This window comes from Teichococcus wenyumeiae, from assembly GCF_003696345.1.
GTDB classification, from domain to species: Bacteria; Pseudomonadota; Alphaproteobacteria; order Acetobacterales; family Acetobacteraceae; genus Pseudoroseomonas; species Pseudoroseomonas wenyumeiae.
In genome coordinates this window covers 327,480-345,033 of record NZ_RFLX01000002.1, presented here as the reverse complement: position 1 = coordinate 345,033, position 17,554 = coordinate 327,480, and the positions used below count along the sequence as shown (strand labels likewise).

Annotated in this window: 18 protein-coding genes; 5 read left to right on the top strand and 13 right to left on the bottom strand. The window is 70.1% G+C overall.

Annotated features, from left to right (window positions below):
* Positions 1–70: 70 nt before the first annotated feature.
* Complete coding sequence (locus EBE87_RS04615; RefSeq protein ID WP_120640784.1) at positions 71–808, bottom strand: DUF1194 domain-containing protein; 738 nt, start codon at positions 806–808, stop codon at positions 71–73.
* A 160-nt stretch (positions 809–968) separates the two neighbouring features.
* Between EBE87_RS04615 and EBE87_RS04610 the strand changes: the two genes are divergently transcribed.
* The 3 genes from EBE87_RS04610 (at position 969) to EBE87_RS04600 (ending at position 3,185) form a co-directional block, all read left to right on the top strand.
* On the top strand, positions 969–1,796 hold the full coding sequence (locus tag EBE87_RS04610) for a HesA/MoeB/ThiF family protein (protein ID WP_120640783.1): 828 nt from the start codon (positions 969–971) through the stop codon (positions 1,794–1,796).
* Entirely contained in the window at positions 1,784–2,155 is a 372-nt protein-coding gene (locus tag EBE87_RS04605; RefSeq protein ID WP_120640782.1) for a DsrE family protein, read from the top strand. Before EBE87_RS04610 ends, EBE87_RS04605 begins: the two co-directional genes overlap by 13 nt.
* 85 nt (positions 2,156–2,240) lie before the next feature.
* Positions 2,241–3,185, top strand: a complete 945-nt coding sequence (locus EBE87_RS04600) for an SH3 domain-containing protein (protein WP_122139922.1) — start codon at positions 2,241–2,243, stop codon at positions 3,183–3,185.
* 113 nt (positions 3,186–3,298) lie between these two features.
* On the opposite strand, the gene EBE87_RS04595 is transcribed toward EBE87_RS04600, so the two are convergent.
* From EBE87_RS04595 to EBE87_RS04570, 6 genes are all read right to left on the bottom strand, one after another.
* On the bottom strand, positions 3,299–4,150 hold the full coding sequence (locus tag EBE87_RS04595) for a SirB1 family protein (protein ID WP_120640080.1): 852 nt from the start codon (positions 4,148–4,150) through the stop codon (positions 3,299–3,301).
* Between the two features lie 32 nt (positions 4,151–4,182).
* The gene (locus EBE87_RS04590; protein ID WP_120640081.1) at positions 4,183–4,566 is read right to left on the bottom strand and encodes a histidine triad nucleotide-binding protein; all 384 of its coding nucleotides are present in this window, start codon (positions 4,564–4,566) and stop codon (positions 4,183–4,185) included.
* 17 nt (positions 4,567–4,583) lie between these two features.
* On the bottom strand, positions 4,584–5,144 hold the full coding sequence (locus tag EBE87_RS04585) for a phosphoribosyl-ATP diphosphatase (protein ID WP_120640082.1): 561 nt from the start codon (positions 5,142–5,144) through the stop codon (positions 4,584–4,586).
* A gap of 3 nt (positions 5,145–5,147) precedes the next feature.
* Positions 5,148–5,927 (bottom strand): imidazole glycerol phosphate synthase subunit HisF, encoded by a 780-nt coding sequence (gene hisF / locus EBE87_RS04580; RefSeq protein WP_120640083.1) that lies wholly within the window; start codon positions 5,925–5,927, stop codon positions 5,148–5,150.
* A gap of 337 nt (positions 5,928–6,264) precedes the next feature.
* Complete coding sequence (locus EBE87_RS04575; RefSeq protein ID WP_147426160.1) at positions 6,265–6,462, bottom strand: hypothetical protein; 198 nt, start codon at positions 6,460–6,462, stop codon at positions 6,265–6,267.
* 120 nt (positions 6,463–6,582) lie between these two features.
* Positions 6,583–7,689, bottom strand: a complete 1,107-nt coding sequence (locus EBE87_RS04570) for a DSD1 family PLP-dependent enzyme (RefSeq protein ID WP_120640085.1) — start codon at positions 7,687–7,689, stop codon at positions 6,583–6,585.
* A gap of 224 nt (positions 7,690–7,913) precedes the next feature.
* Between EBE87_RS04570 and EBE87_RS04565 the strand changes: the two genes are divergently transcribed.
* A complete protein-coding gene (locus EBE87_RS04565; protein WP_233553370.1) occupies positions 7,914–8,801 on the top strand; it encodes a DMT family transporter in 888 nt (295 codons plus the stop codon).
* A gap of 81 nt (positions 8,802–8,882) precedes the next feature.
* Positions 8,883–9,881 carry a D-cysteate sulfo-lyase gene (gene cuyA / locus EBE87_RS04560; RefSeq protein WP_120640087.1) on the top strand — a complete coding sequence of 333 codons (999 nt, stop codon included), beginning with the start codon at positions 8,883–8,885 and terminating at the stop codon, positions 9,879–9,881.
* A gap of 52 nt (positions 9,882–9,933) precedes the next feature.
* On the opposite strand, the gene pgmG is transcribed toward cuyA, so the two are convergent.
* The 6 genes from pgmG to EBE87_RS04530 form a co-directional block, all read right to left on the bottom strand.
* On the bottom strand, positions 9,934–11,346 hold the full coding sequence (gene pgmG, locus EBE87_RS04555; protein ID WP_120640088.1) for a phosphoglucomutase/phosphomannomutase PgmG: 1,413 nt from the start codon (positions 11,344–11,346) through the stop codon (positions 9,934–9,936).
* 28 nt (positions 11,347–11,374) lie between these two features.
* Positions 11,375–12,679, bottom strand: a complete 1,305-nt coding sequence (locus tag EBE87_RS04550) for a UDP-glucose dehydrogenase family protein (RefSeq protein WP_120640089.1) — start codon at positions 12,677–12,679, stop codon at positions 11,375–11,377.
* Positions 12,680–12,691: 12 nt separating this feature from the next.
* Positions 12,692–13,561 carry a UTP--glucose-1-phosphate uridylyltransferase GalU gene (galU, locus tag EBE87_RS04545; RefSeq protein WP_120640090.1) on the bottom strand — a complete coding sequence of 290 codons (870 nt, stop codon included), beginning with the start codon at positions 13,559–13,561 and terminating at the stop codon, positions 12,692–12,694.
* Between the two features lie 178 nt (positions 13,562–13,739).
* The gene (locus tag EBE87_RS04540) at positions 13,740–14,420 is read right to left on the bottom strand and encodes a J domain-containing protein (protein ID WP_120640091.1); all 681 of its coding nucleotides are present in this window, start codon (positions 14,418–14,420) and stop codon (positions 13,740–13,742) included.
* Entirely contained in the window at positions 14,417–15,130 is a 714-nt protein-coding gene (locus EBE87_RS04535) for a vWA domain-containing protein (RefSeq protein ID WP_122139901.1), read from the bottom strand. The genes EBE87_RS04540 and EBE87_RS04535 overlap by 4 nt, the downstream gene beginning before the upstream one ends.
* A 133-nt stretch (positions 15,131–15,263) precedes the next feature.
* Positions 15,264–17,543: an NADP-dependent malic enzyme gene (locus tag EBE87_RS04530; protein WP_120639969.1), complete on the bottom strand. Its 2,280-nt coding sequence runs from the start codon at positions 17,541–17,543 to the stop codon at positions 15,264–15,266.
* Positions 17,544–17,554 lie beyond the last annotated feature (11 nt).

Below are 17,554 nucleotides of genomic sequence, written 5' to 3'. Positions count from 1 at the left end.
GCGAGGCGGCCAGAGTGAGGCCGCCAGAGTAAAGTTCTGAAGGTGGAGCAGGGGCCGCGCCCCTCTCCCGTCAGCCGGTGCGCTCGATGGCATCGCCGGGCAGGGCCGCGATCTCGCGAATCAGCTTGCGGCGCACCGCCAGGCCGAAGCTGTTGAAGTCCTCCGCCACCACCAGGAAGGCGCCGGTGCCGCCGATCACGGAATCCCGGTAATACTGGTCCAGCGGCAATTGGGGGCCGCGGCCATAGGTGGGGCGGTCGTTCACGATGGGCAGGCCGTTGATGACGATGCCATCGGCCACCAGCCGGTCCCGCACCGGCTCGGGCGGCGGGCCGGAATTGTTGACGCCGTCGCCGGAAACATCCACCACCCGCCGCGTGCCCTCGAAAGGCGCCTGCGCCAGCACCTGGGCGGAGAATTCCAGCGCGCCGGAGATCGAGGTCCATGAGAGCGACTGGCGCGGCGCCTCCGCCAGCGCCTCCGCCCAGGCCTGGGCGTCCCGCGCGCTGGCGATGCGGCGCCAGGGCAGCACCAGCCGCTGGTACTCCGCCCCCGCCCATTCGACATAGGCCAGCCCGATGCTGCCCAGCGTGCCGCCCAGCATGGCCTCCACCACCCGCGGGTCCGAGACGCCGTTGCGATAGCCTTCCCGCTGCAGCTTGGCCTCGTCCTCGTCGACGGAGCGGGAGATATCGACCGCCAGCACCAGCAGCGTGTCGACCGGCTCCTCGGCACGGGAGGGGGTGGGGAGTGCCGCCAGCCCCGCGGCGGCCAGAAGGGAACGTCGCCGCAGGAATCCTGGGGGCATCGCATCTCTCCCAACAGATGGTGATGTCAGCAAACAGAATGCGATACGTGGAATGCAAAAGATTCCGGTGGCGGGCCCGCGCAACGCTTCGTGTGCGGGCGGGCACGGGCGGGCGCGGGACTGGTTGCGCCGGCGGCCCGCGCTCCCCCATATCCCTTCCATGAACCTGGATTTCACCGAGGCCGAGCTGCACCGCTATTCCCGCCACATCCTGCTGCAGGAAGTGGGCGCGGTGGGCCAGGCGAAGCTGCGCGCGGCGCGGGTGCTGATCGTCGGCGCCGGCGGGCTGGGCTCGCCGCTGGCGCTCTACCTCGCGGCGGCGGGCGTGGGCACGCTGGGGCTGGTGGATGACGATCGGCTGGAACTGTCCAACCTGCAGCGGCAGGTGGCGCATGATACGCCGCGCATCGGCCGCAACAAGGCGGAAAGCCTGGCCGAGACCCTGGCGCGGCTGAACCCCGAGGTGCGGGTGGAGACCCATGCCCGGCGCCTGGATGCCGGGGCCGCCGAGGCGCTGATCCCGCGCTACGACCTGGTCTGCGACGGCACCGACAATTTCGATACCCGCTTCCTGGTGGGCGATGCCTGCCACCTGCTGGGCCGCACCCTGGTCACGGCCTCGGTGCTGCGCTTCGAGGGGCAGCTCTCGGTCTTCAAGTCGCATCTGGGCCATGCCTTTCCCTGCCACCGCTGCCTGCACCCGGCGCCGCCGCCGCCTGGGCTGGTGCCCAGTTGCTCGGAAGCCGGCGTGCTGGGTGCCGTGACCGGCGTGATGGGCACCCTGCAGGCCACCGAGGTGCTGAAGGAGATCATGGGCATCGGCGAGAGCATGGCCGGCCGGCTGCTGCTCTGGGACGCGCTGGACACCCGCTTCAGCACCATCCGCCTGAAACGCGACCCCGCCTGCCCGCTCTGCGGCGACGCGGCTTCCATCCATGACCTTTCCGCCCACGAAGGCGCGGCCCTGGCTCCCTCATGCTCCCTCTAGGCGTGCTGCTGCGCTCCGGCGGGCATGAGGCGGCGCATTACGCGCTGGTGGTCGCCACCGGGGCGGCGGCGGTGGGGCGGCCGGTGGTGCTGTTCGCCACCAATGGCGGCTGCCGGCTGCTGCTGCGGCAGGCGCCGCTGCTGGCCGATGCGCGGGAGGCGCTGCTGGAATCGCGCGGCGTCGCCGGCATCGCCACCTTGTGGGAAGCGGCGGCCGAGCTGGGCATCCGCCGCATCGCCTGCGAGGCCGGGTTGCGCGCCGAGGCCATCGCCCCCGCCGAACTGGCCGAAGGAGTGGAGGTGGCCGGCATCGTCACCTTTCTGGCCGAGGTGGGGCCGGGCCAGATGCTGGCGCTATAAAGATGCGGCAACCTTGCACCGATGATGCGCGGCAATGCCCGCCAGCCCTTGACCGGAGCGCTGCATTTTGCGCGTGATCCCGCCCATGGCCCGGCTTCGTCTGATCCCCTCCCTGTTGTTGTCTTCGCTCCTGCTGCCTGTTCTGCCGGCCTGGGGGCAATCCTCGCTGGGCACGTCCCAGGGCACGCTGGCGCCGCCCCGCCCGGTGGCGCCGACGCCGCCGCCCCGGGTGGAGCCCACGCCGCCCCCGGCCGGCCAGGTGCTGACCCTGCCGCCCCGGCTGCAGAACCAGCAGCCCCGCCCCGCCGCGCAGGAACGTGCGCCGGAACGGACGCCGGAGCGCCGCACGGAGCAGCGCCCGGCAACGCGCCCGGCCCCTGCCAAGCCTGCCGCCCAGGCCCCGGCGCCCCGCGCGCCGGCCCAGCCCCCGGTGATCCGTGCGCCGCAGCAGACCGGGCGCCCGGCCCCTGCCGGCCGCGCCAGGGCCGGCGCCGCGGCGGGTGCCGCCGCCGGTGCGGCCGCCGGCGCCGCTGCCACGGCCGCCCCTGCCGCGCCGCCGCCGCCGGCCGAGCCGCCGCCGGATGCCACGCCCAATGTCGGCAGCGTCACCGGCCTGCCGGTGCCGCGCTTCGTGGCGCTGCGTTCGGATGAGGTGAACCTGCGCATCGGACCCGACACGCGCTTCCCGATCGAATGGACCTACCAGCGCCGCGACCTGCCGGTGGAGGTGCTGCGCGAATACAACCAGTGGCGCCGCATCCGCGACATGGAGGGCACCGAGGGCTGGGTGCACCAGTCCACCCTGGCCGGCCGCCGCACCATGGTGGTGGTCGGGCAGCAGCAGCGGGAATTGCGCAGCAGCGCCTCCGCCGAGAGCAACATCGTGGCGCATCTGATGCCCGGCGTGGTTGGCCGCATCCGCCGCTGCCCGGCCGACAGCACCTGGTGCGAGGTGCGGATCGGCGACCAGGGCGGCTGGCTGCGGCGGAGCGAGATCTGGGGTGTCTCGCCCAATGAGGAGATCAACTAAGCGCCGGGTCCTTGGCGCGGCCCTGGACCTGTGAGCGGGGCCGGGAGCCCGCCAGCAGAACACAGGGCTTCACCGCCGCCTATCTGGAAGCCCTTCAGGGGCGGCGGATCAGCTCAGTTCAGCCGCTGCCGCAGTTCCGCCGCCATGGCGCGGGCGCGGGCGGCGGCCTCGCCATCCGGCACCAGGGAGAGGAAGCGTTCCAGGCAGGTCAGCGCCTGTCCGATGCGGTCCAGCCGCTGGTTCATCACCGCCGCTTCCCGCCACAGGGCGGCTTCCTCAGGTGCCAGGCGCAGCATGTCCTCGGTGCAGGCCAGGGCGCCGTCCAGCGAGCCGTCCCGCAGCCGGCGCAGCTTGATGTTGTTCTGCAGCCGCAGCAGCACCGAGCGCTTGCCCACGGCCGAGAGCAGGCCCGGGCGCAGCTCCGCCTGCTCGCCTTCCATGCGCTTCAGCAGCAGGCGCAGGGCCGGGGCTTCCATCACCAGGCCGCCATGGAAGGGGTCCACCACCGTGGCGCCGCGCCGGCCTTCCAGCCCCAGCAGGAAATGGCCGGGGAAGTCGAGGCCATAGGCGCTCCAGCCGGCGGCTTCCGCCACATGTAGCCAGAGCAGCCCCAGCGCCACCGGCAGGCCGCGCCGCCGCTGCGTGACGCGGATCAGGTTGGCATTGGCGGGGTCGTCATAGGTGGTGTCGTCGCCCTCGTAGCCGAAGCGGGCCAGCACGCTGGCCAGCACCTCGGCCCGGCGGATGGAATCGCCGGCATCGGCGATGCGGTCGGCCGTGGCGGCGGCCACGGCCTGGCGGGCGAGGTCGGAGAGATGCGCGGCGGCGGCCCGCCAGTCGGCCTCCGGCGCATCGATGCGGGCAAATTGCAGTGCGACGCCGGCAAGGTCCAGCTCCGCATCCGGCATCTGCCCGGCGGCGGTCAGGGCGGCGCGAGCTTCGGCAACGGCGGAATCAGCATCCATGTCTTAATGGATGGAGCCGGTAACCCAATGGTTCAAGCCCGCTGTGCCAGCATTGGCCCCAACGGGCCGCCGCCAAAGACATGCACGTGGAAATGCGGCACTTCCTGCCCGGCGTCATGGCCCATGTTGGTCAGCAGGCGGTAGCCGGCATCTTCCAGCCCCAGCTTGCGTGCCACCTCGGCCACCGCGCGCCAGAAGCCGGCCACGGTCTCGGCATCCGCCTTGGTCAGGAAATCGGCCGCCGAGACATAGGGGCCCTTCGGGATCACCAGCACATGCACCGGCGCCTGCGGCGCGATATCGTGGAAGGCCAGGGCATGGTCATCCTCATGCACCTTCCGCGCTGGGATCTCGCCGCGCAGGATGCGGGCGAAGATATTGCCGTCGTCGTAAGGGGGGCGGCCGGAGACTGGCATGGCTGGCGATCCTCTGCTCAGGGGATTTTGGTTGTCTGGGCGGCGCGGACGATGCCCTTGGGGCGGGACGCCTTCTCGGCGATGCCGGAAATGCCCTCCCGCCGCACCAGCTCGGCCCAGACTTCCTCCGGCCGGATGCCGGCATCCACCCAGACCACCAGCAGGTGATAGATCAGGTCGGCGCTTTCCAGCACCGTGGCGGAGCGGTTGCCCAGCGTTGCCTCGATCACGCATTCCACCGCTTCCTCACCCAGCTTCTGCGCCACCTTGGCGGTGCCGCGCGCCAGCAGGCGCGCCGAGTGGGAGATGGTGGTGTCGCCCGAGACGCGGCGGCCCTCAATGGTGTCCCACAGCCGGCGCAGCACGTCCACATCGCCGGTGGCCGGCACCTCCAGCGGCGCCAGGTGGCGCGCCTCGGCCTGCTTCACCGACTTGCGCGGCTTGGCGGCGGGTGCGGCCGCGGGCGGCTGCAGCGTGGCGGGCAGGGGCAGCGCGGCCTTCTTCTTGATGGCCAGCTTCTTTGCCGGCTTCTTGGCGACGGGCTTGGCAGCCGTCTTTTTCTTCACGTCCTTGGCCATTGATCAGGCGACTTTCCTGCGATCGGTCAGGGGGCGCACCGGCAGGCCGGCGGCGGCCAGCGCCGCCTTGGCATCGGCGATGCGCATTTCCCCGTAATGGAAGACACTCGCGGCCAGCAAGCCCGTGGCCCCGGCGCGTGCGCCCTCGATGAAATGCTCCACATTCCCCACCCCGCCCGAGGCCACCAGCGGCAGCCGCACCGCGGCGCGGATGGCGCGCAGCAGGTCGAGGTCGAAGCCGGCCTTGGTGCCGTCCCGGTCCATCGAGGTCACCAGCAGCTCCCCCGCGCCCAGGCTGGCGACCTGCCTGGCCCATTCCAGCACATCGATGCCGGTGCCCTTGCGGCCACCATGGGTGAAGACCTCCCACTTGCCGGGGGAGACCTGCCGGGCGTCGATGGCCACCGTGATGGCTTGGCTGCCGAAGGCCTCGGCCGCGCGGCGCACCAGATCCGGGTCGGTCACGGCGGCGGAATTGATGCTGGCCTTGTCGGCGCCTGCCAGCAGCAGCTTGCGCACATCCTCGACGCTGCGGACGCCGCCGCCGACCGTGAGGGGGATGAAGACCTCTGCGGCGGTGCGGGCGATCACGTCATACATCGTGTCGCGGTTCTCATGCGTGGCGCCGATATCGAGGAAGGTGATCTCGTCGGCGCCTTCCCGGTCATAGGCGCGGGCCTGTTCCACCGGGTCGCCGGCATCGCGGAGGGCGACGAAGTTCACCCCTTTCACGACGCGGCCGTCCTTCACGTCCAGGCAGGGGATGACGCGCAAAGCCAGCATGGATTGGGTTTCGGGCCTTTCAGGAAGCGGAGAAGCGACAGAAGGCGATGCGCCGCCCGGGGCCCGGGGTCAAGGGCGGATCGCGCGCAGGGGCGGGGGTAAGGCCCATCGGCCCAACCGCCACGGCATGGCTGACAAGGGGAGGGCGCGAATTTCCTGACTGGCACCCGCAGGGAGGGCGTGTCGGCCCTTCAGGAAAGGCGGGGGCAGGAGGCCATCAATGGTGCCCCGCGACTGCCCGGCCAACCAGGCGGAATGCCGCCGGCCCGGCGGCTGGCCTGTTCAGGATGCCGCGCCGGCCATCTTGCCCGCGGCATTCCAGGCGAGGGAGAGGTACTCAGTCGGCGTCGTTGCAGACCAGCGGCTTGGCCGGCTGATAGGGGCGGGAGAGCAGGTCATCATGGCGTGGCCCGCCCTGCTCGGCCTGGCCAGGAACCCGCAGCAGCGCGGCCTGCCGCTCGGCTTCCTTGGTCCCGAGGCGGGAGGCATCGGAAAGGTCGAGCTTCGTCAGACGGGTAAAGGGCGTAATGAACATGCTGCGGTCTCCCGGTGGGGCGGGCGCTTCGGCCTCGCATTCAAGGATATGAGGAAAGAACACGGGGAACTCCATTATGTTGCTTGACGAAGGCCGCGAAATGTCGATGCTTCTGGCCCCTCACTGCATGCCCCCGCGCGCGGCCACCGGCCAGAGGCATTCCACCCGGCCCTTGCGGGTGCCGACATACCAGTCGAAGCGGTCCACCGTGGGGTCGCAATGGCCGGGCACCAGCCGCAGCGTCTCCCCCAGCTTCGGGGCCGTGCCGCCTTCCACCAGAATATTGCCGTGCTCGTCCGAGGCGCCGGCATAGCGCAGCCCCGGCCGCTGCCAGACCTTGGGGAAGCCGGAATCGGTCGGCGCCGCCTTGTGGCCGGCATCCACCACCACCAGCCCGTCGCGCGGCGTGCTCATCACCTGCGTCAGCACGAAGAGCGCGTGCCGGAAGGGCGGCGCATCCTGGTTGGCGGCGTAATCGGCATCCATGAAGGCATAGGAGCCGGCCTGGATCTCGGTGAAGACGCCGCTGGTCGCCTCATGCGGGAAGGTGCCGGTGCCGGCGCCGCCGACGATCTCGCAGGACAGGCCCTGCTGGCGCAGCTGCTCCACCGTGCGGCGGGTATGTTCCACCGCGCCGGCGATGGTGGCGGCGCGCTGTTCCGGCGTGCGCTGGTGCTGGGCGCTGCCGTGATAGGCCTGCAAGCCGCCGAAGATCAGGTGCGGGCTGGCGGCGATGCGCTGCGCCAGGGCCACGGCCTCCGGCCCCGGCGGCACGCCGCAGCGGCCGGCGCCGACATCGATCTCCACCAGCAGCCGCAGCCGCTGGCCCGCCGCCGCCGCCGCCTGTTCCGCCAGCGCCACGCCCGCCTCGGAATCGGCGCAGAGCGCAACGCGGCTGATGCCGGAGAGCGCCAGCAGCCGCGCCAGCTTGCGGGGCGAGACGACCTCGTTGCTGACTAGGATGTCCGGCACGCCGCCCCAGGCCAGGGCCTCGGCCTCCGTCACCTTCTGCACGCATTGGCCGACCGCGCCGCGCCGCATCTGCTGCAGCGCGATCACCGGCGACTTATGCGTCTTGGCATGGGCCCGCAGCTTCGCCCCCGTGGGCGCCAGAAAGGCGGCCATGGCGTCCAGGTTGGCCTCGAAGGCATCGAGGTCGAGGATCAAGGCGGGGGTATCGACCTCATCCTCGGGCATGCCGGGTTCAGCGGGTGGGCGTTGGGGCATCAGGGCGGCTCCAGCGATTCCAGCGCAGGCTAGCGGTAACGTGGCCGTGAGGCCAGGGTGCCGCGTGCCATTGCGGTGACAGGGCGTGCAGTCTCCCCCGCCGCTGGCGAAATGTCATGATTCGGAGACTGGCGGCCCCGGCGGTTTCCGGGGAAATCCGGGCCAGCGCGCGGCCTCGCCGCCTTCATCTCCCACCAGGCTTTCCCCACCCGATGGACCGATCCATGCCGCAGGGCATCCTGCTGGCCTTCCTGGCTTATTCCGCCTATGCGGTCAGCGACGCCTCGGTGAAGCTGCTGCACGGCACGCTCAGCGCCTATGAGGCTGTGTTCTTCGGCGCGCTCTCCGGCGTGCTGGCGCTGCCGCTGGTGCGCCGCCCGGGCGAGCGATTCAGCGATGTCTTCCGAGCGCGGCGGCGCGGCATGTGGTTCCTGCGCGCGGGCACGGCGCTGACCGGCAGCGTCGGCAGCGTCACCGCCTTCACGCATCTCTCCATGGCCGAGGCCTTCTGCCTGCTCTTCCTGATGCCGACCTTCGTGACCATCCTCTCCGTGCTCTTTCTGCGGGAGCCGGTGGGCTGGCGGCGCTGGGGCGCGGTGCTGATGGGCTTCGTTGGGGTTCTTGTTGTGCTGCGGCCGGGCTTTCGCGAATTGAACATCGGCCACCTGGGCGCGGTGGTGGGCGGGCTTTCGGGCGCCATCACCGTCGTCACCATGCGCGCCTTCGGCAAGAGCGAGACGCGCATGTCGCTCTACGGCGCCGGGCTGATCGGGCCGGTGGTGGGGGCGGGGCTGCTGATGCTGCCGGAGTTTACCTGGCCCACGCCAATGCAATGGGTCTGGCTGCTGGGCTACGGGCTGCTGATGGCGGCGGGGAATATCCTGGTGATGCTGGCCTCCGCTCGCATTCCCGCCAGCCTGGTGGCGCCGGCGCAATACAGCCAGATGATCTGGGCCATCATCCTGGGCTGGCTGATCTTCGGCGATCATCTGGACCCGGTGATGGCGCTGGGCGCCGCCATCATCATTCTCTCCGGCATCTTCACCTTCATGCGGGAGAAGGTGAAGATGCCGAGGGGCTGGCAGCGCGTGCCGCCGGTGCATCCGCAGTAGCACGCGCCCGGCCCCAGGTTGGCGCGGCGGGGGCCAGCGGTTAGCCTTGCGGCCCACGTCCACGGCAAGGCCAAAGAACGCATGAATCTCGCCCGTTTCCCCCGCATCCGCCTCGGCCATATGCCCACGCCGCTGGAGCCGATGGAGAACCTCTCCCGCCATCTCGGCGGCCCCAAGCTCTGGATCAAGCGCGACGACTGCACCGGGCTTTCCACCGGCGGCAACAAGACCCGCAAGCTGGAATTCCTGATGGCCGATGCCCTGGCCCAGGGCGCCGACACCGTCATCACCCAGGGCGCCACCCAGTCCAACCACGCGCGGCAGACGGCGGCGGCGGCGGCCAAGCTTGGCCTCGCCTGCCATATCCTGCTGGAAGACCGCACGGGCTTCACGGACGAGGCCTATACCCAGTCCGGCAATGTGCTGCTGGACCAGCTCCATGGCGCCGAGATCTCCCACCGCCCCGGCGGTGCCGACATGCAGGCCGAGATGGAAGTGCTGGCCGGGGAACTGCGCGGCAAGGGCCGCAAGCCCTATGTCATCCCCGGCGGCGGCTCCAACCCCGTGGGCGCGCTGGGCTATGTGAACGCGGCACTGGAACTGGTGGCGCAGGCGGCCGAGATGGGCCTGCGGATCGACCATGTGGTGCATGCCACGGGCAGCGCCGGCACCCAGGCGGGGCTGGTGACCGGGCTGGTGGCGCTGAATGCCAATATCCCCGTGCTCGGCATCGGCGTGCGCGCGCCCAAGGCGAAGCAGGAAGCCAATGTGCTGGCGCTGGCCGAGCGCGTGGCCGAGCACCTGGGCCTGCCCGGCATCGTGAAGGCCGAGCATGTGGTGGCCAATACCGACTATGTCGGCCAGGGCTACGGCATCCCGACCGAAGGCATGGTCGAGGCGGTGAAGCTGCTGGCGGAAAAGGAAGGCATCCTGCTCGACCCCGTCTATTCGGGGAAGGGGATGGCCGGGCTGATCGACCTGATCGGCAAGGGCCAGTTCAAGAAGGATGAGAACGTGGTCTTCATCCATACCGGCGGCGCCGTGGGGCTCTTCGGCTACCCCAAGGCTTTCGCGGCCTAAAAGCCGCGAGCGGCCGGCGCCCCGCTGGTGAAGCGGGGCGCCGCTGCCGGGCTCAGTGCCCGGCGTTCTCGCCCGAGAAGTCGGGGGCCTGCAGGCCGGAAGCCTCGACCTGCTCGGCCAGCAGCTTCTTCAGGCGCTCCAGCCCTTCCTCGCTCTTGGCCTCGGCACGCGCCACCAGCACCGCCTGGGTGTTGGAGGCGCGCAGCAGCCACCAGCCATCCTCAGTCAGCACGCGCACGCCATCCACGTCCTGCACCTTGGCGCCGGAGGCGGCGAGGCGGGCCTTCACTTCCTCGATCACGCCGAACTTGCGCTCATCGGGGCAGTTGAAGCGCAGTTCCGGCGTGTTGATCACCTTGGGCAGCGCGTCGCGCATCTGCGCCAGGCTCTCGCTGGCCCGCGCCACGATGCCCAGCAGGCGGATGGCGGAATAGGGCGCGTCGTCGAAGCCGTACCACTTGTCGTTGAAGAAGATATGGCCCGACATCTCGCCCGCCAGCGGCGACTGCGTCTCGGCCATCTTGGCCTTGATCAGGCTGTGGCCGGTCTTCCACATCAGCGGATTGCCGCCCGCCTTGGCCACTTCGTCGAAGAGCACCTGGGAGGCCTTCACATCGGCGATGATGGTGCCGCCCGGATGGTTCTTCAGCACGTCGCGCGCCAGCACCACCAGCAACTGGTCGCCGAAGAGCATGTTGCCCTCGCCATCCACGGCGCCGATGCGGTCGGCGTCACCGTCGAAGGCGATGCCGAGATCGGCGCCCTGCTTCTTCACCTCGGCGATGATCTGCTCGAGGTTCTTCAGCACGGTCGGGTCGGGATGGTGGTTGGGGAAGCGGCCGTCGATCTCGCCATTGATGACGGTGTGCTTGCCCGGCAGCTTGGCCACCAGCCGCTTGGTGATCTCGGCGCCCGAGCCATTGCCGGGGTCCCAGACCACGGTCAGCGCGCGGTCGCCGCCGTCATAGTCCTTCAGCACCCGCGCGATATAGGCATCCGAGACATCGACCTCGGTGGAGGAGCCGGAAGCCTCCGCCACGACGTCGCCCGAGGCCGCCATCTGGCCGATCTGCAGGATCTGCTGGCCGAAGAAGGGCTTCTTGCCCAGCATCATCTTGAAGCCGTTGTAGTCCGGCGGATTGTGGCTGCCGGTCACCATCACGGCGCCATCGGCCTTCAGCTCGTAGGAAGCGAAGTAGAGCATCGGCGTCGGGCCGCAGCCGATGCGCGCCACTTCCAGCCCGCAGGCGACGAGGCCGGCGACAAGCTGGGTTTCCAGCTCGGGCGAGGACAGGCGGCCGTCGTAGCCGACCACCACCTTCTTGCCGCCCTCCCGCGCCACGATGCTGCCGAAGCAGCGGCCGATGGCGAAGGCATCCGCGCCCGACAAGGTTTTTCCGATGACGCCGCGGATGTCGTATTCGCGCAGCGAGGTCGGGTGGAAGTCATGCCGGAAGGCGGTCATGCCGGTGTTCCTCGGTTTCTTGCAGGTATCAGGGGCGGCCGATGGAGGAATAGGCGAGGCCACATTCCCGCATCTGCACCGGGTCCCACACGTTGCGCAGGTCGCAGACCACGTCGCCGCGCATCGCCTTCTTCAGCTTGGCCGGGGCGATGGCACGGAACTCGTTCCATTCCGTGATCAGCACCAGCGCATCCGCGCCCTTGGCCGCATCCAGCGCGTTCTTCGCGTACTGCACGCCCTCGGGCAGCATCTGCTTCGCATGGCCGGATTGCGGGTCATAGGCGCGGATGGTGGCGCCGGCCGCGGCCAGCGCCGGCACGATCACCAGCGAGGGCGCGTCGCGCATGTCGTCCGTCTCGGGCTTGAAGGTCAGGCCCAGCACGGCGACGGTCTTGCCCTCGACGCTGCCGCCGCAGGCATCAATGACGCGCTGCGCCATCTGTTCCTTGCGCGCCTCGTTGGCGGCGATGGTCTGCTCGACAATGGTGGCCGGGGCGCCGAGTTCCTGCGCCGTGCGGGCCAGCGCCAGCGTGTCCTTGGGGAAGCAGGAGCCGCCATAGCCCGGGCCGGCATGCAGGAACTTGCGGCCGATGCGGCCATCGAGCCCCATGCCGCGCGCTACGTCATGGACGTTGGCGCCGGCCTTCTCGCACAGGTCGGCCATCTGGTTGATGAAGGTGATCTTCACCGCCAGGAAGGCATTGGCGGCATATTTGATCAGCTCGGCGGTCTCGATGCTGGTCTGCACCACCGGGGTCTCGATCAGGTAGAGCGGGCGGTAGAGCCGCTTCAGCACCTTGGAGGCGCGCTCGGAATCGACGCCGATCACCACGCGGTCGGGCCGCATGAAGTCGCCGATCGCATTGCCCTCGCGCAGGAACTCGGGGTTGGAGGCGACCTCGATCTCCAGTTCCGGGCGCACCCGGCGGACGATCTCCTTCACCTTCGCACCGGTGCCGACCGGCACGGTGGACTTGGTGACCAGCACCAGCGGCCCCTCGGCGGCCTTCGCCACCTGCTCGGCGGCGGCGAAGACATAGCTCAGGTCGGCATGGCCATCGCCACGCCGAGTGGGGGTGCCCACCGCCAGGAAGACGGCATCGGCACCGCGGATGGCTTCCTTCAGGTCAGTGGTGAAGGTCAGGCGCCCGTCGGCCGCATTCTCCGCCACCAGCCGGTCCAGGCCCGGCTCGTAGATGGGGATGCGACCGGCCTTCAGGGCCTCGATCTTGCTGGGTTCCGTGTCAACGACACAGACATCCACGCCGAATTCGGCGAAGCAGGCACCGGAGACGAGGCCGACGTAACCGGCCCCGATCATGGCAACGCGCATGTGTGATCCGTCTCAGACGTAGCGTGGCAGGAAGGCACGCACGGCATCGGCCAGATCTGGGCGATCCAGCGCGAAGGCAATCTGGGCTTCCAGATAGCCGGTCTTGTCGCCGCAATCGAAGCGGCGGCCCTCGTAGCGCAGCCCGTGGAAGGGCTGGGTCGGGATCAGCTTGGCCATGGCATCGGTCAGCTGCACCTCGCCGCCCGCGCCCTTTTCCATCAGCGCCAGGAAGGGCACGACCTCGGGCATCAGCACGTAGCGGCCGATGACGGTGAGGTTGGAGGGCGCCTTGTCGATCGGCGGCTTCTCCACCAGGCCCTTCACGGACACCAGGCGGCCCTTGTCCTCCTGGATGTCCAGCACGCCATACTTGTTGACGCGCTCCATCGGCACTTCCTCGACGGCCACCACGTTGCCGCCGGTTTCCATGTAGGCATCGGCCAGCTGCTTGGTGCAGCTCACCTTGCACTGCATCAGGTCGTCCGGCAGCAGGATGGCGAAGGGATCGTCGCCGATGAAGGAGCGGGCGCACCAGATGGCATGGCCCAGGCCCATCGGCACCTGCTGGCGCACGGTGGTGATGGAGCCGGGCTGCACGGACTGGTCCCGCAGCGCGTCCAGCTCCTTCTGCTTGCCGCGTTCCAGCAGGGTGCGCTCAAGCTCGTAGGCCACGTCGAAATGCTCGACGATGGCGGTCTTGCCGCGGCCGGTGACGAAGCAGAACTGCTCGATGCCCGCCTCGCGCGCCTCGTCCACGGCATACTGGATCAGCGGCTTGTCGACGACCGGCAGCATCTCCTTGGCCAGGGCCTTGGTGGCGGGCAGGAAGCGAGTGCCAAGGCCGGCAACGGGCAATACAGCCTTCTTCAGCGGTTTCAACACCGGTGCAAGTTCCTCTTCTTCACTGTCGCGTCGCCGATATAGCGCGTCTGGATGGCGGAATCGTGGCCTTGGCGCAGCATTGCCATGGGGGCGGGGAAGCGGCAATTGCCGGACCCCGGCCGGTAACACGCTAATGTAGAGAAATTTTCGAGAAAAAGCGCGGAGCCTGTGCTTCGCATCATGGGCGCGGCTTCAGCAGCAGATCACGCGCCTGATTCAGCCGCGCGGCCCGCCACGCATCGCCGCCATGGTCCGGATGCGCCTGCCGCATCAGCCGGCGGTGCGCGGCCCGGATCTGCGCGGGCGTGGCGCCTTCCGGCAGTTCCAGCACCGCCAGGGCCTCGGCGCGATCCATGCCGGCGCCGGGCGAGGCCTGGCGCCAGCCGGGGGCGGCACGGTCCAGCCAGGCTTCCAGCAGCGGCACGCTCTCAGGGTCCTCGACATGGCACTGGGCCAGCAGGGCGAGGCAATCCTCCAGCGGCATCTCCCCCAGTTCCCGCCCCGCGAAGGGGCCGGTGCGGACACGGCCGGAGAGGGTGCCGCTGGCCTGGTCCAGCCGCATCGCCAGGGTGGGGGTCTCCAGGGTGGACACGCCCTGGTCCGGCGGCGCGGCACCGAAGCGGCGGCGGCCCAGCCAGCGCCGCACCGCCGGCAGCAGGAGCGGCATCAGCGGCAGCATCAGCCCCAGGGCCTGGGGCAGCCTGCGGGTCAGCAGCAGCAGCGCCACGCCGGCCAGCAGCATCCCAATCAGGAACCACAGGGCGCCCCGCTTCACCTGCGCCACGCTGGCCGTGGCGAGGGCCCGCAGCAGCACCCATCCCAGCAGCAGGACGCCAATGGCGCCGGCCAGCCAGATCATCGGCCGGGCTTGGCCACGGGGGGCGGCAGCTGCGCCATCAGCGCGCGGGCGGCGGGGCTGCCGAGCCGCGCCAGCGCCTCCGCGCCGCCGGAGGCATAGGCGCCCACGGCCCGCAGCAGGCTCCGCAGCGCGGCGGCGCTGCCGGCATCGAAGGGCGCATAGGCGCCGCCGGAAAGCTTGGCCAATTGCTTCAGGGTGCTGGCGGCGCGGCTGTCATGCCCTTCCTGGAACACGAAGGCCGGGGTGCCGCGCAGGCCGAGCTGCCCGGCCTGATGGCAGAGCGGGTCTGGCGGCTCCTCCACCGCATCGCCGACGAAGACCAGGGCATGCAGCCGCTCCCGCGCCGCCTCCCGCAGCGCATGGTCCAGCACCTTGCCGATCTGCGTCTGGCCGCCGAGGCACTGCACGCGCGCCATTCGCTCCGCCAGCGCGGCGCTGTCGGCCAGGAAGGGGGTGGCGGCGAATTCGCCGAAGCCGCGGTAATAGGCGAGGCTGACCTCCAGCCCGCCATGCGCGGCGGCGGCCTGGAACATCTCGGTCTGCAAGTGGCAGGCCATGTCCCAGCCCGGCTGGCGACTGGCGGTGGCATCCACGGCGAAGATCAGCCGGCCCGGGCGATGCACGGCGGGGCGCAGCGCCGGCACGGTGGCTGCCTTGTCCAGGAAGGCGGCAACGGCGGCCGAGGCTGGGCGGGTCGGAAGCTGGGCCATGGAAGCAAGATGGCCTGCGGGGGCGGCGGCTTCCAGGGGCCGGGGCGGAAGGCCGGAGGAATGAATTCCCCCGGACCCCCTTCTTTTTTCTGCCAGCTGGGCCTGGAGGGCACGGTGCCCTCCAGGCCACGCCTCAGTTGCCCTGGCTGTTGGCGGCCTGGGTCACGGCCAGGGCCGTCAGGTTGGCGATGCCGCGCGCGGTGACGCTGGGCACCAGCACATGGATCGGCTTGCGCATGCCCAGCAGCACCGGGCCGATCTGCAAGCCGTCGCCCGTGGCCTTCACCAGGCTGTAGGCGATGTTGGCGGCATCCAGGTTCGGGAAGACCAGCAGGTTGGCACCCTCGGTCAGCGGGCTGTCATGCACCGCCTTCTCCCGCACCGCCTGCACCAGGGCGGCATCGGCATGCATCTCGCCATCCACTTCCAGATCCGGCGCCTGGGCGCGGATCAGGCGCAGCGCCTCCCGCATCTTGCGGGCGGAAGGCGCCTGGCTGGCGCCGAAGTTGGAATGCGACAGCAGCGCCGCCTTGGGGTGCATGCCGAAGGCACGGACCTGCTCGGCGGCCAGGATCGTCATCTCCGCGATCTGCTCGGCCGTGGGCTCCACCAGCAGATGGGTATCGACAAAGAACAGCGTGCCGGCGGGCAGGATCACGCCCGTCATGGCATAGACGCGGTCCACGTCCTCCCGCTTGCCGATGACGCTATAGGCCTGGTGCCACTGGCGCATCCATTCGCCGAGGCCGCCGGTCAGCGCGGCATCCACCTGGCCGGTCTCCAGCAGCAGGGCGGCGGCGGTGGAGGGGCGGGTGCGCACCCAGCGCTCACAGCTGTCCACCGGCACGCCGCGCCGGGCCACCTTGCGGCGGAAGACCTCGATCAACGGCCCGATCACCTCCGTGTCGTGGGCGGGATCGACCACCTTCACGGATTCTTCGAGATCCATCCGCAGGCCCATCGCGCGCACCTTGGCGGCGATCACCTCGCGCCGGCCGACCAGCACCGGCTCGGCAATCTCGTCGTCCAGCACGGTCTGCACGGCGCGCAGCACGCGCTCGTCCTCGCCCTCGGAATAGACCACGCGGCGCGGCTGCTTCTTGGCGGCGAAGACCACCGGGCGCATCAGGTCGCCGGAGCGGTAGACGAAGCGCTCCAGCACCTCCTTGTAAGCGGCGAAATCCGCGATCGGCCGGGTGGCGACGCCGGATTCCATCGCGGCGCGGGCCACGGCGGGGGCGATCTCCAGGATCAGGCGCGGGTCGAAGGGCTTGGGGATGATGTAGTCGGGGCCGAAGGTCGGCGCGGCGCCGCCATAGGCCGCCGCCACCACCTCGCTGGCCTCAATGCGGGCGAGGCGGGCGATGGCCTCCACCGCCGCCACCTTCATCTCCTCGTTGATCGTGGTGGCGCCGGCATCCAGCGCGCCACGGAAGATGAAGGGGAAGCAGAGGACGTTGTTGACCTGGTTGGGATAGTCGCTGCGCCCGGTGGCCACGATGGCATCCGGGCGCACGGCGCGCACCGCCTCGGGCAGGATCTCGGGCTCGGGATTGGCGAGCGCCAGCACCAGCGGGCGCTCGGCCAGCAGCGGCAGCCATTCCGGCTTCAGCACGCGCGGGGCGGAAAGGCCCAGGAAGACATCGGCGCCGGGCAGCACGTCCTGCAGGGTGCGGGCCTCGGTCTCCCGCGCATAGCGATCCTTGTAGGGGTCCATCAGCTCGTTGCGGCCGATATGGACGACGCCCTTGATGTCGGTGACCGTGATGTTCTCGCGCTTCGCGCCCATCGCCACCAGCAGGTCGAGGCAGGCCAGGGCCGCCGCGCCGCCGCCAGAGGTGACGATCTTCACGTCCTCCAGCCGCTTGCCCTGCACCAGCAGCCCGTTGCGCACCGCGCTGGCCACGATGATGGCGGTGCCGTGCTGGTCGTCATGGAAGACCGGGATCTTCATCCGCTCCCGCAGCGTGCGCTCGATCTCGAAGCACTCGGGGGCCTTGATGTCTTCCAGGTTGATGGCGCCGAAGGAAGGCTCCAGCACCGCCACGGCCTCAATGAACTTCTGCGGGTCGCGCTCCTCGACCTCCAGGTCGATCGAGTCGATGCCGGCGAACTTCTTGAAGAGGACGGCCTTGCCTTCCATCACCGGCTTGGAAGCCAGCGCGCCGATGGCGCCGAGGCCGAGCACGGCGGTGCCATTGGTGATAACCGCGACCATGTTGCCGCGCGTTGTCATCTCATAGGCGGCGGCGGGATCGGCGGAGATGGCCTCGCAGGCGGCGGCGACGCCGGGGGAATAGGCCAACGCGAGATCGCGCTGGGTAGCCATACGCTTGGTGGGCTCGATGCTGAGCTTCCCGGGCCGCGGCAGCCGGTGATAGTCGAGCGCGGCTTTTCGGAAGTCTTCGTCCATCGGGGCACCTT

What these genes read in the sequence shown, in the direction of transcription:
- EBE87_RS04550 (WP_120640089.1), bottom strand. Translation starts at nt 12,679, where the DNA reads ATGCGCGTTGCCATGATCGGGGCCGGTTACGTCGGCCTCGTCTCCGGT.
- cuyA (WP_120640087.1), top strand. Translation starts at nt 8,883, where the DNA reads ATGAATCTCGCCCGTTTCCCCCGCATCCGCCTCGGCCATATGCCCACG.
- EBE87_RS04605 (WP_120640782.1), top strand. Translation starts at nt 1,784, where the DNA reads ATGCTCCCTCTAGGCGTGCTGCTGCGCTCCGGCGGGCATGAGGCGGCG.
- EBE87_RS04595 (WP_120640080.1), bottom strand. Translation starts at nt 4,150, where the DNA reads ATGGATGCTGATTCCGCCGTTGCCGAAGCTCGCGCCGCCCTGACCGCC.
- EBE87_RS04535 (WP_122139901.1), bottom strand. Translation starts at nt 15,130, where the DNA reads ATGGCCCAGCTTCCGACCCGCCCAGCCTCGGCCGCCGTTGCCGCCTTC.
- EBE87_RS04530 (WP_120639969.1), bottom strand. Translation starts at nt 17,543, where the DNA reads ATGGACGAAGACTTCCGAAAAGCCGCGCTCGACTATCACCGGCTGCCG.
- pgmG (WP_120640088.1), bottom strand. Translation starts at nt 11,346, where the DNA reads ATGACCGCCTTCCGGCATGACTTCCACCCGACCTCGCTGCGCGAATAC.
- EBE87_RS04610 (WP_120640783.1), top strand. Translation starts at nt 969, where the DNA reads ATGAACCTGGATTTCACCGAGGCCGAGCTGCACCGCTATTCCCGCCAC.
- EBE87_RS04585 (WP_120640082.1), bottom strand. Translation starts at nt 5,144, where the DNA reads ATGGCCAAGGACGTGAAGAAAAAGACGGCTGCCAAGCCCGTCGCCAAG.
- EBE87_RS04575 (WP_147426160.1), bottom strand. Translation starts at nt 6,462, where the DNA reads ATGTTCATTACGCCCTTTACCCGTCTGACGAAGCTCGACCTTTCCGAT.
- EBE87_RS04565 (WP_233553370.1), top strand. Translation starts at nt 7,914, where the DNA reads ATGCCGCAGGGCATCCTGCTGGCCTTCCTGGCTTATTCCGCCTATGCG.
- hisF (WP_120640083.1), bottom strand. Translation starts at nt 5,927, where the DNA reads ATGCTGGCTTTGCGCGTCATCCCCTGCCTGGACGTGAAGGACGGCCGC.
- EBE87_RS04540 (WP_120640091.1), bottom strand. Translation starts at nt 14,420, where the DNA reads ATGATCTGGCTGGCCGGCGCCATTGGCGTCCTGCTGCTGGGATGGGTG.
- EBE87_RS04590 (WP_120640081.1), bottom strand. Translation starts at nt 4,566, where the DNA reads ATGCCAGTCTCCGGCCGCCCCCCTTACGACGACGGCAATATCTTCGCC.
- EBE87_RS04600 (WP_122139922.1), top strand. Translation starts at nt 2,241, where the DNA reads ATGGCCCGGCTTCGTCTGATCCCCTCCCTGTTGTTGTCTTCGCTCCTG.
- EBE87_RS04570 (WP_120640085.1), bottom strand. Translation starts at nt 7,689, where the DNA reads ATGCCCCAACGCCCACCCGCTGAACCCGGCATGCCCGAGGATGAGGTC.
- EBE87_RS04615 (WP_120640784.1), bottom strand. Translation starts at nt 808, where the DNA reads ATGCCCCCAGGATTCCTGCGGCGACGTTCCCTTCTGGCCGCCGCGGGG.